Origin of the sequence: Pseudomonas sp. BIGb0176, from assembly GCF_024810175.1 — a bacterium.
Classification (GTDB): Bacteria; Pseudomonadota; Gammaproteobacteria; order Pseudomonadales; family Pseudomonadaceae; genus Aquipseudomonas; species Aquipseudomonas protegens.
On sequence record NZ_JANUEC010000006.1, the window covers coordinates 123,386 to 136,418 of the forward strand.

A 13,033-nucleotide genomic window follows, 5' to 3' on the forward strand; every position below is an offset into this window, starting at 1 on the left:
GCCGGCTCCTACAGGTGTGTGCAGGAGTGGCTCGCGGGCGAGCGATTCATTTGCCCAGCTTGCGTAGTTCGTCGGACTCGACGATGCGCGTGCCGGTCTGCTCTTCCAGGGCCAGGCGCCACATGGCCCGGGCCAGTTGGCAGGCTTCGATCCCGCGGTACTTGCCCGGTATCAGCCGCGACAGTGGTCCGGCCAGCTGTTCGCCCAGGCGCGGTTCGATGCGATCCCCCAGCAGCAGTGATGGCCGGCAGATGGTCAGTTGTGGCCAGCCCTGCAGTTTCAGTGCTTCTTCCATTTCACCTTTGACCCGGTTGTAGAAGATCGACGACTTGGGGTCGGCGCCCAGGGCGCTGATCACGATCAGGTGCCGTGCGCCCAGCTCCCGCGCGCGTTTGCCGAAGGCCACCACCATGTCCAGGTCCACCGCGCGAAAAGCGGCTTCGGAACCGGCCTGCTTGAGGGTGGTACCCAGGCAGCAGAAGGCGATTTCCACTTTGCCGCTGAGTTGCGGCAGGAATACGGCGGGGTCGCCGACCGGGTTTTCCAGGCGTGGGTGTTCGCTCAGTGGGCGTCTGCTGGGCGCGAGGACGCGGGTGATGGTGGGCTCGTTGAGCAGACGATCGAGCAGTTGCTCCCCGGTCAGGCCGGAGGCGCCGGCGAGCAGGATATGCTGAGGCGTCAAGTACATGGTCATTTCCCCTTGATACTGTTTCAGCTTAGTTGCTCTGTGCTTCCTTGCTGCTTATAGAGACACTCTGCAGGGCCTTTCGTGCCTGCTGTTTGCGCAATTGTTGCCAATGGGCAATGACGCCTCTGGGCGCCCAGATCTGCGGTTCCGACGCTTCGAAGCCGTCTGCCTGCTCACGCTCGGCAACGATGCCCCGGGCCAGCTTGAATGCATGCTCCAGGTCGTCGGTCTGGTTCAGCGCCTGGGCGAACAGGGCATCGCCAAAGTAGGTGAAGTCGGCCTCTTCCGAGCAGCCGAAGGACACCCGGTCTGCCTGGGATGCGGTCATGATCAGGGTTCGCTCATCCTTGAGGGCCGGGATGAAGCCGCCGGAGTAGCAGGAAGAGATGACGATGATCTTGTCGCGGTTCTTCAGCGGGGCCAGGGCGGTGGCCAGTTCATCGGCGGGCAGGTCTGCCAGCTCCAGGCGCGGCTGGTCCAGCACCAGTTCGTGGGCGCTGGTGCCGTGGCTGGTGAGGTAGATGAACACCAGGTCTTCCGGGCCGCTGCGTTCGGCCAGGGTCTGGGCGGCGCGGCGCAGGTTTTCCCGGGTGGCCATGGGCCGGTTCATCAGGTGGTCGCGGTGATTGACCAGGCGGATCTGGCCGTAGGCGCCGAAGCGACTGGCGAGCATGTTGCTGACATAGTCGGCCTCGCGCAGGAACACGCTCTGCTTGCCGTCGCCGGCCAGGGTCAGGCTGTAGAGTTCGATGGCCGGGGTGGAGGCGGGCACCGTATCGAGGGCTTCCTTGAGCAAGCGGCCCTGGACCAGCAGCGCAGTTTCCAGCGGGTCTGGCAGTAGCTTGCCATCGGCGTCGCGAACCCGCAGGCCGTTGTTCCATACACCGCTTTGCACGCTGCCATCGCGCAGTACCAGTACGCCGTGGCCTTGGTAGTTGTCACTGTCGAAGCCGCCAACGTAGAAGCTGCCATCGCTGAGGTTGAGCCGCCCCTCACCGCTGAAGCGCCAGTCGCTGAAGGTGCCGACATAGTGGCTGCCGTCGGCGCCGGTCAGTTCGCCCTTGCCACTCAGGGCGCCTTCCTTGAACTGGCCGATCCAGACGTCGCCGTCGGAGTTTTCGTAGCGGCCCTTGCCGTTGAGCTGGTTGTGCTTGAAGCCGCCAACGTAGATGTCGCCTTCGGCACTGTTGAAGGTGCCGTTGCCTTCCAGCTGGCCGTTGACGAAGTTGCCGGTGAACTGGTTGCCGCTGGCGTCGCTGCGCTGGCCTTCGCCATTGGGCTTGCCCTTGGCGAACTGGCCCTGGTACTGGCTGCCGTCGTCCAGTTCCAGGCGCCCGAGGCCCGAATACAGGTCGGCCTTGAATTCGCCGCGGTAGGTCATGCCGTCTTCTTTGAGGGTGCCTTCGCCATCCCGGCGGCCGAGCTTGAAGCCGCCGCTGTAGCTGCTGTCCTTGGTGGTCAGGGTGCCCTGACCATGGAACAGCCCTTGCTGGAACTGGCCGCGATAGACCTCGCCGTTGCTGCCGTGCCATTCCCCCTGGCCATGCCACTGGCCCTTGTCGAACTGGCCGGCGTACCAACTGCCGTTGGGGTAGTCGATGCGCCCTTGTCCCTGGAGCAGGCCATTGACCAGGTCGCCTCGATAGCGCCCGCCGTCCGGCAGGCGGGCATCGGGTGGCAACAGCGATTCGCCGTCGCCACAGGCACTGAGCAATAGGGTCAAAACCAGGGGTGCAAGTGGGCGCATAACGGGTTCCGGATAATTAGGGGACCGAGTATGCCGCAGCGGTGTGTCTTATATATAGAGAGGTTGAGCGAAACAGCGTGAGCTGTTTCGCATCGGAGGGATTTCAGACGAAACAGAGCGACAGCGGCTCGGCGATATAGGCCGGTTTTTCCTGGCCGTCGATTTCCAGGGTGGCAGTCGCCTTGAGCAGCCACTGACCGGGTTTCTTTTCGGTGACTTCAGTCAGGTCGACCTTGAGCCGCACCTTGGAATTGACTGGCACCGGCTGGATGAAACGCACGCTGTCCAGGCCGTAGTTGACCACCATCTTCAGGCCCTGGGGCAGCACGAGGATGTCTTCCATCAGTTTGGGGATCAGCGACAGGGTCAGGAAACCGTGGGCAATGGTGCTGCCGAACGGGGTCTGTGCGGCCTTGACCGGATCCACGTGGATGAACTGGAAGTCACCGGTCGCCTCGGCGAAGAGGTTGATGCGCTCCTGGTCGATGGTGAGCCATGGGGAACGTCCGAGTTCCTTCCCGACATAATCTTTGAGCTCTGCAACAGGAACATGGGGCATTGAGACTCTCCTTGGATCAACGATTTATTAGTATTCGACGTTGTGTGGTGCGCTCTGAAACTTCCACTTTAGATCATCATGGCGATCCTTCCCGGTAAACATCCATGCTTTTGGCGAATGCCGGTTCATAGCACCTGCGTGCTTATAATGCGCGACGGGATCTGGCTGGAGAGGCGGTATGTTGTTACGCGGTTTGACATGGCTGGTGCTGTTCCAATTGCTCGGAACGGCGCTCAATCACCTGCTGTTGCCCGTGCTTCCCGGGCCCATCATCGGCCTGTTGCTGCTGCTGGTTTTCCTGGTGGTGCGCGGTGAAGTGGGCGAGCCGCTGAATCTCGCGGCTGGCAGCCTGCTGCGTTACCTGCCGCTGCTGCTGGTGCCGCCTGCGGTGGGGGTCATGGTCTATGCCCGGGACATCGCCGCGGACTTCTGGGCCATTACCGGCGCGCTGGTGTTGTCCCTGGTGATCTCGATGGCCTTTGTCGGCGTGCTGATGCAGCGCCTGGTCAAGCGCCAGGGCCGGCAGGAGGACAGTCAATGATCTTCGATTGGCAGGGGGCCTGGGCCGCGGTGATCCATCACCCGCTGTTTGGCATCGGCATCACGCTGGGTGCCTATCAACTGGTGCTGGCGGCGTTCGAGAAGACCCGCTGGATGTTCCTGCAGCCGGTGCTGGTGTCCATGCTACTGGTGATCGGCGTGCTGCTCGGCTGCGGCCTGAGCTATGCCGAGTACCGCAAGAGCACCGAAATCCTGAGCATTCTGCTGGGCCCGGCGACGGTAGCCCTGGCGGTGCCGCTGTACCTCAACCTGCGACGGATCCGCCAATTGTTCTGGCCGATATTGGCTACGCTGGTGGTGGGTGGCGTCGTGGCTACCAGCCTGGGCGTACTGCTGGGATGGTGGTTTGGTGCCGAGCACATGATCCTAATGACCATGGCGCCCAAGTCGGTGACCTCGCCCATTGCCATGCTGGTGGCCGAGCAGATTGGTGGCGTGGCGGCGTTGGCGGCGGTCTTCGTGCTGATTACCGGAGTGATCGGAGCGATATTTGGCCCGGGGCTGCTCAACCGTTTGGGGGTGCATGGCCCGGAAGCGCGAGGCATGGCCCTGGGCATGACCGCCCACGCAGTGGGCACCTCGGTGGCCTTGCAGGAAAGTGAGGAGTGCGGCGCCTTTGCGGCGCTGGCGATGAGTCTGATGGGCGTGGCCACGGCGGTGTTGCTGCCGTTGGCGGTGTCGTTGCTGGTTTAAGGAAGGAAGTATGAACCTGGCGCTTTTTCCTCTGAATACCGTGCTGTTTCCCGATTGCATTCTCGATCTGCAGATTTTCGAGGCGCGTTATCTCGACATGATCGGGCGCTGCATGAAGCAGGGCAGCGGGTTTGGGGTGGTGTGCATCCTTGAAGGGGAGGAGGTCGGGACGGCCGCCCAGGGCTATGCGCAAATTGGCTGTGAAGCCTTGATCACCGACTTCCACCAGCAGGACAACGGGCTGCTGGGAATCAGGGTCAAGGGCGGTCGGCGTTTTCGCATTCTGCAAAGCGAAGTGCAGAAAGACCAACTGACGGTGGCGCGGGTGCAATGGCTGGAAGAGGCCCCCGAACAGCCGTTGCAGGATGAGGATGCGGACCTGATTGCGCTGCTCAAGGCCTTGGCCGAACATCCGATGGTCGAGGCCCTGGATATGGGGGTCGAGGCTACGGGGCAGCTGTCACTGGCCAATCAGTTGGCCTACCTGCTGCCTTTTTCCGAACAGGACAAGATCGACCTGCTGCAACTGGATGACCCGCAGCAGCGTCTGGATGCCATCCAGCAGTTGCTGGACGAGCTGCAAGGCGAACTCTTCGCCTGAGCCGCAGCCTGTAGTGGCGGCCGCAGCTTGCCTCTGGCGTTTTTAATAGGCGTACCGCAGCAGGGCGTGAGGCAAGTGCCGTGTCGCCATGTATCCGCACATCAACAGCATGACCGGCAGTAGCAGCCACCAGGCCCTGGCCGGCATCGGCTTGAGCGGGCCTTGCCATTGGCTCAGGGTCAGGCTGGCGGCGCAGACACAGGCCGCGAGCATGGCGCCGGCGAGAATGTCGGTTGGCCAATGGGCCCCCAGATAGACCCGCGACAAGGCAATGGCGGCCGCCGGCAGGCAGCCCAGCAACAGCCAGGTCAGGCGCATGCGGGGTGGCTGGCCACGGCCGGCCAGAACTGCCAGGGTCAAGAACAGGGCGAAGGAGCCGGAAGAGTGACCGCTGGGCATGCTGAAACTGGTGAGAGGCTCGCTCAGCACTTCAGGGCGTACCCGTGCGAAGAACCATTTGCTGCCGGTGTTGGCCAGGGCAGTACACAGCAGGGTCGCTCCGGCGAACGCGGCCTGGCGCCATTGGCGCAGGGCCAGGAGCAGCAGGGTCAGCACTGCGCTGAGGATGAACATGGCGCGGAACTCGCCGATCTGGGTGACCATGACCATGATCTTGTCCAGAGCTGGGTCCCGGTGCTCCTGTACCAGGGCGATCAGGCCCTGGTCGAACTGCGTCAGGTACGGATAGCCGATGAACAGCCCTGCCAGAATCAGCAGGCTCAGGCCGGACATCAACAGGGTTGCCCGGCGATGGCGCCGCAGGCTGCTGTTGACGCTCAGGCCGACAAGCACCACCAGGCTGCCAATGACGATGCCCGCCTGGGGCCAGAAGCCTTCGGGCAGGGGCAGGCGAATCGCCGCACCCGTGGCCCAGCCCGGCAGCAGATAGGCCAGCGACCAGCCCGCCGCCGCCAGCAGGCTGACGGCGAGGAAGCGTGGGAACGGCATGTCGAACATTCCGGCCACCATCGGCAGCATCGGTCGTAGCGGGCCGATGAAGCGGCCCACCAGCAGGCTGGCGATGCCATAGCGCTGGAAGTAGCTTTCCGCACCGCTGATCCATTCAGGGTGATGACGAAGGCCGGGCAAGCGGCGAATGCCTTGGTGGAAATGCCGTCCCAGCAGATAGGACATCACGTCCCCCAGCAATCCGCCGGCAGCACCCAGGAGCAGGGTTTCCCCCAGTGACAGGGCGCCATTGCCGGCCAGTACCGCAATCGCGAACAGCAGGACCGTGCCCGGCACGATCAGGCCCACGATCGCCAGGCATTCCATGCAGGCCACGATGAACACTGCGGCTGCCAGCCATTGGGGGTTGCTGGTTAGCCAGGCGGTCACGCTGTCGAGCCATGGGCCCATAAATTCAACTCCGTTGTTGTTTTTTGCTGAGGTGGGACGGTGGCGTCAGCCGAGCACCAGGTAGTCGCGCCCTTCGACCTGGCCGCGACGCATAGGGTTGCGCGTGCAGTAGGGGGCGTAGGCGGCATCGACAAAGCGATACATCAGGTGTTCGTCACGCCCATGGGGGATGCCCAGGCGGGTGGTCTGGAGGATGTGTGGCACGGCGGCACCCACATCTTCGACGAAGAGAATCTCGTGATCGAAGCGTTTCGCATCCCAGACCGGAACCTTCAGGCCCAGGGCCTTGCACAGCAGGGTCTGGCCGGCGCAGAGCTTTTGCGCGGGGCGCGGCCGGCCACTGGCGTCCGGATTGTTCAGCAGCATCTGCGCCAGGCTGGCAGGGCCGGAGACTTCATCGACCCAGGGATAGGCGGACTTGATCAGTACGGCATTGCCAGGGCCCCGGGCGCTGAAGTTCAGGGAGTCGCCGCCGCGGGCGTAGTACATATAGATGTGGCCGCCGTCCAGAAACAAAGCCTTACGCTTTTCTGTGTAGCCGAGGGAGGCGTGGCTGCCTTTTTCCTCGCAGTAATAGGCTTCGGTTTCGATAATGCGCGCGGACAGCCACAGATCGCCGACTTTATGGCGGATGACTTTGCCCAACAGTTCGCGGGCCAAAAGCTCGGCATCACGGTCGAAAAAGCCGTCCGGCAGGGCTTTTGGCAGTTTTGCAGAGGTCAGAATGGACATGGTGGCGAAGGGTTATGGCGGAAAAGGTGACGCAATGGTAACAACTCCAGGCTTAATTCAGGCTGAACGCCGGGTATTTGCACTCCATTTCGACCATCCGCCCGTGACCGCTGTCCGTGGGCCGGCGCGACAGCTATAATCAGCCGCTTTCCTCTTTGCCAAGACCACACCAGACCATGACTGAGTCCGTTCTTGACTACATGACCCGCCTGGGTCGCGCTGCCCGCCAGGCTTCCCGGGTGATCGCCCGTGCCACCACCGCGCAAAAGAACCGTGCGCTGCTGGCGGCTGCCGATGCGTTGGACGCGGCACGACCGGAACTGACTGCGGCCAACGAGCAGGACCTGGCCAACGGCCGGGCCAATGGTCTGGAGCCGGCTCTGCTGGATCGCCTGGCGCTGACCCCGGCGCGTATCGACGAAATGATCGAAGGCCTGCGTCAGGTGGCCAAGCTGCCTGACCCCATCGGTGAAATCTGCGACATGCGCTACCTGCCGTCGGGCATCCAGGTGGGCAAGATGCGCGTGCCCCTGGGGGTGATCGGCATCATCTACGAGTCGCGCCCGAACGTGACCATCGATGCGGCCAGCCTGTGCCTGAAGTCGGGCAACGCTACCATCCTGCGCGGCGGTTCCGAGGCGATCCACTCCAACCGCGCCATCGCCACCTGCATTCAGCAGGGCCTGGCGGCGGCCGACCTGCCGCCTCACGTGGTGCAGGTAGTGGAAACCACCGACCGCGCTGCGGTTGGAGCGCTGATCACCATGCCCGAGTTCGTCGACGTGATCGTGCCCCGTGGCGGCAAGAGCCTGATCGAGCGGGTCAGCCGTGACGCCAAGGTGCCGGTGATCAAGCACCTGGACGGCGTCTGCCACGTGTATATCGATGTCGCGGCGGACCTGGACAAGGCCATTCGCATTGCCGACAACGCCAAGACCCAGCGCTATGCACCGTGCAACACCATGGAAACCCTGCTGGTTCACTCCGCCATTGCCGAGCGCGTATTGCCGCCATTGGCCGCGATCTACCGCGACAAGGGCGTCGAGCTGCGTGGCTGTGCGCAAACCCGCGCACTCCTCGGTGCCGGTGTGTTGGAAGCAACCGAAGAAGACTGGCGCACCGAGTACACCGCGCCGATCCTCTCGATCCGCGTGCTGGACAACCTGGAGCAGGCCATCGAGCACATCAATACCTATGGCTCGCACCACACCGACTCGATCGTCACCGAAAACTTCAGTGACGCCCGGCGCTTCCTTAACGAAGTGGACTCCAGTTCGGTCATGGTCAATGCCTCGACGCGCTTTGCCGACGGCTTCGAGTACGGCCTGGGCGCGGAGATCGGCATTTCCACCGACAAGCTGCACGCCCGTGGCCCGGTTGGGCTGGAAGGGCTGACCAGCGAGAAGTACGTAGTCTTTGGCGACGGTCACGTGCGTACTTGATGGGCAAACGTATCGGTCTGCTGGGCGGCACCTTCGATCCAGTGCATATCGGCCACTTGCGTGGCGCGCTGGAGGTGGCGGAATCCATGCAACTCGATGAGCTGCGCCTGGTACCGAGTGCCAGGCCGCCCCATCGGGATACACCGCAGGTGTCGGCCCTCGATCGTCTGGCGATGGTCGAGTGTGCGGTGGCGGGCGTTTCACCCCTGGTGGTGGACGACCGTGAGCTGAAACGGGACAAGCCGTCCTACACCATCGACACCCTGGAACAGATGCGGGCCGAGCTGGCCGCAGATGACCAGTTGTTTCTGTTACTGGGCTGGGACGCGTTTTGCGGCCTGCCCACCTGGCATCGCTGGGAAGAGTTACTCCAGCATTGCCACATCCTGGTGCTGCAACGCCCGGATGCCGACAGCGAACCGCCGGATGCCTTGCGCAACCTGCTGGCAGCGCGTTCGGTGAGCGACCCTTTGGCCCTGCAAGGGCCTGGGGGACACATTGCATTCGTCTGGCAGACGCCGCTTGCGGTGTCCGCCACCCAGATCCGTCAACTGCTGGCCAGCGGTAAGTCGGTACGTTTCCTGGTGCCTGACGCGGTCCTGGCCTATATCGATGCACACGGGCTTTACCGTGCGCCGAACTGAAGGAGCGCTGCCGGCCTGTGCTGAGCGGCGTTCCAAACATACGAGCTAAACGAGTTTTATATGACTAACCAAGTAATGAAAGGCGAAGATCTGGTCAAGGTGGCTGTCGCCGCGCTGGAAGACGTCAAGGCCCAGGACGTCCTGGTGATCGATGTTCGCGACAAGCAGAGCATCACTGACTACATGATCATCGCTACCGGTACCTCCAACCGCCAGATCGGCGCGATGCTGGAAAAGGTCCGTGAAATGGTCAAGGCCCAAGGCGTGCGCCCATTGGGTGAAGAAGGCAAGGGCGACAGCGACTGGGTGCTGCTGGACCTGGACGACGTGATCGTGCACATGATGACCGCCTCGGCCCGCCAGTTCTACGACCTGGAGCGTCTGTGGCAGGGCGCCGAGCAGAGCCGCGCGGCCGATGGCAAGCACCACAGCCCGGAGCATGGTCACGAGCACTTCACCAAGCTCAACAAAGACCAGCAATAAGGGACGGCTGTGCGCCTGCGTCTGATCGCTGTCGGTTCACGCATGCCCAAGTGGGTGGAAGAGGGTTGGCACGAGTATGCCAAGCGTCTGCCATCCGAGCTGGCGTTGGAACTGGTGGAAATTCCGCTCAATACCCGGGGCAAGAACGCCGACGTGGCTCGCTTCATCCGTCAGGAGGGCGAGGCCATGCTGGCCAAGGTCGGGCATAACGAGCGCATCGTCACCCTCGAGGTGCATGGCAAACCCTGGAGCACCGAGCAACTGGCGGTGGAACTGGATCGCTGGCGTCTCGATTCGCGCACCGTGAATTTCATGGTCGGCGGCCCGGAAGGGCTGGCGCCGGAGGTCTGTGCGCGGGCGGATCAGCGCTGGTCGCTGTCGCCGCTGACCTTGCCGCACCCGCTGGTGCGGATTCTCATCGGTGAACAGCTGTATCGCGCCTGGACCGTGCTGTCCGGGCACCCTTACCACAAGTAGCCCGCGCCCCTCATGTCCCAGCCGATCCGCATCAAGGACCACGAAAAAGACGCCCGTCTGGTGCGTGGCCGTGTCGTGTTCGGCGCCATCATGGTGGTTTGCCTGATCGGTGTGCTGATTGCCCGGCTGTATTACCTGCAGGTGATCCAGTACGACTACCACTCCACCCTTTCGGAGAACAACCGGGTCCACGTGCAGCCGATTCCACCGACTCGCGGGTTGATTTTCGACCGCAATGGCGTGGTGGTGGCGGACAACCGGCCCAGCTTCAGCCTGAGCATGACCCGCGAGCGTTCCGGCGACTGGCAGCAGGTGCTCGACGTGATCGTCGAGGTGCTGGAGCTGACTCCGGAAGACCGGGTGCTGTTTGAAAAGCGCATGAAGCAGGGGCGTCGGCCTTTCGAGCCGGTGCCGATCCTGTTCGAGCTGACGGAAGAGCAGATCGCCCGGATCGCGGTGAACCAGTTCCGCCTGCCCGGTGTGGAAGTGGTGGCCCAGCTGGTCCGGCATTACCCCCAGGGCGCGCATTTTGCGCACTCCGTGGGCTATATGGGGCGGATCAACGAGAAAGAGCTCAAGTCCCTCGATCCGGTGAACTACAGCGGCACCCACCATATCGGCAAGACCGGCATCGAGCGCTTCTACGAGCCTGAGCTGCACGGCCAGGTGGGTTACGAAGAGGTCGAGACCAATGCCCGTGGCCGGGTGCTGCGGGTGCTCAAACGCACCGACCCGATTCCCGGCAAGGACATTGTCCTGAGCCTGGACATCAAGTTGCAGGAAGCCGCGGAACTGGCCCTGGGCGGGCGCCGTGGCGCGGTGGTAGCCCTGGATCCGAGTACCGGTGAAGTGCTGGCGATGGTCAGCCAGCCGAGCTTCGACCCCAACCTGTTCGTCACCGGCATCAGCTTCAAGGCCTATGCCGAGCTGCGCGATTCCATCGACCGGCCGCTGTTCAACCGGGTGCTGCGGGGCCTCTATCCGCCGGGTTCGACCATCAAGCCGGCGGTGGCCATTGCCGGGCTGGATGCCGGCGTGGTCACGGCTTCGACCCGGGTCTACGACCCGGGCTACTACCAGTTGCCCAACTACGACCACAAGTACCGCAACTGGAACCGTACCGGTGACGGTTATGTCGACCTGGATACCGCGATCATGCGGTCCAACGACACCTATTTCTACGACCTGGCCCACAAGCTGGGGATCGACCGGCTGTCCGCCTACATGAGCAAGTTCGGTATCGGCCAGAAGGTCTCTTTGGACATGTTCGAGGAGTCGCCGGGCTTGATGCCGACCCGCGAATGGAAGCGCGCCACCCGGCGCCAGGCCTGGTTCCCGGGGGAGACCCTGATTCTCGGGATCGGCCAGGGCTACATGCAGTCCACGCCGTTGCAACTGGCCCAGGCCACCGCCCTGGTCGCCAGCAAGGGCAAGTGGAACCGGCCCCACCTGGCCAAAAGCATCGAGGGCGAGAAGCCGGTGGATCACAACCCGATGCCGGACATTGTCCTGCGTGACCCCTCGGACTGGACGAAGGTCAACCATGGCATGCAGCAGGTGATGCACGGTGCCCGGGGCACCGCGCGCAAGGCCGCGGCCGGTTCGCCGTATCGGATTGCCGGCAAGAGTGGTACCGCCCAGGTGGTGGCGATCAAGCAGGGCGAGAAGTACGACCGCTCCAAGGTCCAGGAACGGCATCGTGACCACGCCTTGTTCGTCGGCTTCGCTCCGGCGGAAAACCCCAAGATCGTGGTCTCGGTCATGGTCGAGAACGGTGAGTCGGGCTCCGGCGTCGCGGCACCGGTAGTGCGTCAGGTGATGGATGCCTGGCTTCTCGGCCAGGACGGCCAGCTCAAGCCCGAGTTCGCCAGCCCTATCAGCGCGGAGGCTACGGCCCGTGAAGAGTAATTTTGACCGCATCCTCTCCAGTGAGGATGTGATGCGTCGTCGCGCGACGCTGTTGCAGCGCCTGCATATTGATGGCCCGCTGCTGGTGCTGCTGCTGACCCTGGCTGCCGGCAGCCTGTTCGTGCTGTATTCCGCCAGCGGCAAGAGTTGGGACCTGCTGGCCAAGCAGGCCACTTCATTCGGTATCGGACTGGTGTCGATGATCGTCATCGCCCAGTTCGAGCCGCGCTTCATGGCCCGCTGGGTGCCGCTGGGCTACGTGTTCGGCGTGGTGCTGCTGGTGGTGGTAGATGTCATGGGCCACAACGCCATGGGGGCGACCCGCTGGATCAACATCCCCGGGGTGATCCGCTTCCAGCCGTCGGAGTTCATGAAGATCATCATGCCGGCGACCATCGCCTGGTACCTGTCCAAGCGCACCCTGCCACCCCATCTCAAGCATGTGGGGATCAGCCTGGTGCTGATTGGCATTCCGTTCATCCTGATCGTGCGTCAGCCTGACCTGGGTACGGCCTTGCTGATCCTGGCCGGCGGCACCTTCGTGCTGTTCATGGGCGGCCTGCGCTGGCGCTGGATCCTCAGCGTGCTGGCGGCTGCGGTTCCCGTGGCCATCGCCATGTGGTTCTTCATCATGCATGACTACCAGAAGCAGCGGATCCTGACTTTCCTCGACCCGGAGAGCGATCCGCTGGGCACCGGCTGGAACATCATCCAGTCCAAGGCCGCCATCGGCTCCGGTGGGGTGTTCGGCAAGGGCTGGCTGCTGGGCACCCAGTCGCACCTGGACTTTTTGCCGGAGAGCCACACCGACTTCATTATCGCTGTCATGGGCGAGGAGTTCGGCCTGGTGGGCATCTGTGCGCTGCTGCTGATCTACCTGCTGCTGATCGGGCGCGGGCTGGTGATCACCGCCCAGGCCCAGACACTGTTTGGCAAATTGCTCGCGGGCAGCCTGACCATGACGTTTTTTGTTTACGTTTTCGTCAACATCGGTATGGTCAGTGGCTTGTTGCCGGTCGTAGGGGTGCCGTTGCCGTTCATTAGCTACGGAGGAACTTCGCTGGTGACGCTACTGTCAGCGTTTGGGGTTTTGATGTCGATCCATACCCATCGCAAGTGGATCGCGCAGGTTTGATTAA

14 protein-coding genes are annotated in these 13,033 nt (G+C 63.1%); 9 read left to right on the forward strand and 5 right to left on the reverse strand.

The window, feature by feature from the left end:
- Positions 1-46: 46 nt before the first annotated feature.
- From M2395_RS29105 to M2395_RS29115, 3 genes are all read right to left on the reverse strand, one after another.
- Positions 47-688 (reverse strand): oxidoreductase, encoded by a 642-nt coding sequence (locus M2395_RS29105; protein ID WP_011063682.1) that lies wholly within the window; start codon positions 686-688, stop codon positions 47-49.
- A gap of 28 nt (positions 689-716) precedes the next feature.
- Positions 717-2,435, reverse strand: a complete 1,719-nt coding sequence (locus tag M2395_RS29110) for a C13 family peptidase (protein WP_011063681.1) — start codon at positions 2,433-2,435, stop codon at positions 717-719.
- A gap of 103 nt (positions 2,436-2,538) precedes the next feature.
- The gene (locus M2395_RS29115; RefSeq protein ID WP_015637175.1) at positions 2,539-2,994 is read right to left on the reverse strand and encodes a MaoC family dehydratase; all 456 of its coding nucleotides are present in this window, start codon (positions 2,992-2,994) and stop codon (positions 2,539-2,541) included.
- A gap of 178 nt (positions 2,995-3,172) precedes the next feature.
- Between M2395_RS29115 and M2395_RS29120 the strand changes: the two genes are divergently transcribed.
- Genes M2395_RS29120 through M2395_RS29130 form a run of 3 tightly spaced genes read left to right on the forward strand, consistent with a single transcriptional unit; the run spans position 3,173 to position 4,849 of the window.
- The gene (locus M2395_RS29120; protein WP_011063679.1) at positions 3,173-3,535 is read left to right on the forward strand and encodes a CidA/LrgA family protein; all 363 of its coding nucleotides are present in this window, start codon (positions 3,173-3,175) and stop codon (positions 3,533-3,535) included.
- Complete coding sequence (locus tag M2395_RS29125; RefSeq protein ID WP_011063678.1) at positions 3,532-4,248, forward strand: LrgB family protein; 717 nt, start codon at positions 3,532-3,534, stop codon at positions 4,246-4,248. The genes M2395_RS29120 and M2395_RS29125 overlap by 4 nt, the downstream gene beginning before the upstream one ends.
- 10 nt (positions 4,249-4,258) lie before the next feature.
- Positions 4,259-4,849: an LON peptidase substrate-binding domain-containing protein gene (locus tag M2395_RS29130; RefSeq protein WP_011063677.1), complete on the forward strand. Its 591-nt coding sequence runs from the start codon at positions 4,259-4,261 to the stop codon at positions 4,847-4,849.
- A 42-nt stretch (positions 4,850-4,891) separates the two neighbouring features.
- On the opposite strand, the gene M2395_RS29135 is transcribed toward M2395_RS29130, so the two are convergent.
- Positions 4,892-6,208: a bifunctional DedA family/phosphatase PAP2 family protein gene (locus M2395_RS29135; protein WP_015637173.1), complete on the reverse strand. Its 1,317-nt coding sequence runs from the start codon at positions 6,206-6,208 to the stop codon at positions 4,892-4,894.
- Positions 6,209-6,253: 45 nt separating this feature from the next.
- Complete coding sequence (locus M2395_RS29140) at positions 6,254-6,940, reverse strand: DNA-3-methyladenine glycosylase (RefSeq protein ID WP_011063675.1); 687 nt, start codon at positions 6,938-6,940, stop codon at positions 6,254-6,256.
- 176 nt (positions 6,941-7,116) lie between these two features.
- On the opposite strand from M2395_RS29140, the gene M2395_RS29145 reads away from it, so the two are divergent.
- Genes M2395_RS29145 through rodA form a run of 6 tightly spaced genes read left to right on the forward strand, consistent with a single transcriptional unit; the run spans position 7,117 to position 13,029 of the window.
- Positions 7,117-8,382 (forward strand): glutamate-5-semialdehyde dehydrogenase, encoded by a 1,266-nt coding sequence (locus M2395_RS29145; RefSeq protein WP_123431462.1) that lies wholly within the window; start codon positions 7,117-7,119, stop codon positions 8,380-8,382.
- Positions 8,382-9,026: a nicotinate-nucleotide adenylyltransferase gene (gene nadD / locus M2395_RS29150; protein ID WP_011063673.1), complete on the forward strand. Its 645-nt coding sequence runs from the start codon at positions 8,382-8,384 to the stop codon at positions 9,024-9,026. The genes M2395_RS29145 and nadD overlap by 1 nt, the downstream gene beginning before the upstream one ends.
- A 60-nt stretch (positions 9,027-9,086) precedes the next feature.
- Positions 9,087-9,509 carry a ribosome silencing factor gene (gene rsfS / locus M2395_RS29155; RefSeq protein ID WP_015637171.1) on the forward strand — a complete coding sequence of 141 codons (423 nt, stop codon included), beginning with the start codon at positions 9,087-9,089 and terminating at the stop codon, positions 9,507-9,509.
- Positions 9,510-9,518: 9 nt separating this feature from the next.
- Positions 9,519-9,986 carry a 23S rRNA (pseudouridine(1915)-N(3))-methyltransferase RlmH gene (rlmH, locus tag M2395_RS29160; RefSeq protein WP_011063671.1) on the forward strand — a complete coding sequence of 156 codons (468 nt, stop codon included), beginning with the start codon at positions 9,519-9,521 and terminating at the stop codon, positions 9,984-9,986.
- 12 nt (positions 9,987-9,998) lie between these two features.
- Positions 9,999-11,894 (forward strand): penicillin-binding protein 2, encoded by a 1,896-nt coding sequence (gene mrdA, locus M2395_RS29165; protein WP_011063670.1) that lies wholly within the window; start codon positions 9,999-10,001, stop codon positions 11,892-11,894.
- A gap of 31 nt (positions 11,895-11,925) precedes the next feature.
- Positions 11,926-13,029 (forward strand): rod shape-determining protein RodA, encoded by a 1,104-nt coding sequence (gene rodA / locus M2395_RS29170; protein WP_015637169.1) that lies wholly within the window; start codon positions 11,926-11,928, stop codon positions 13,027-13,029.
- The last annotated feature ends 4 nt before the right edge of the window (positions 13,030-13,033 follow it).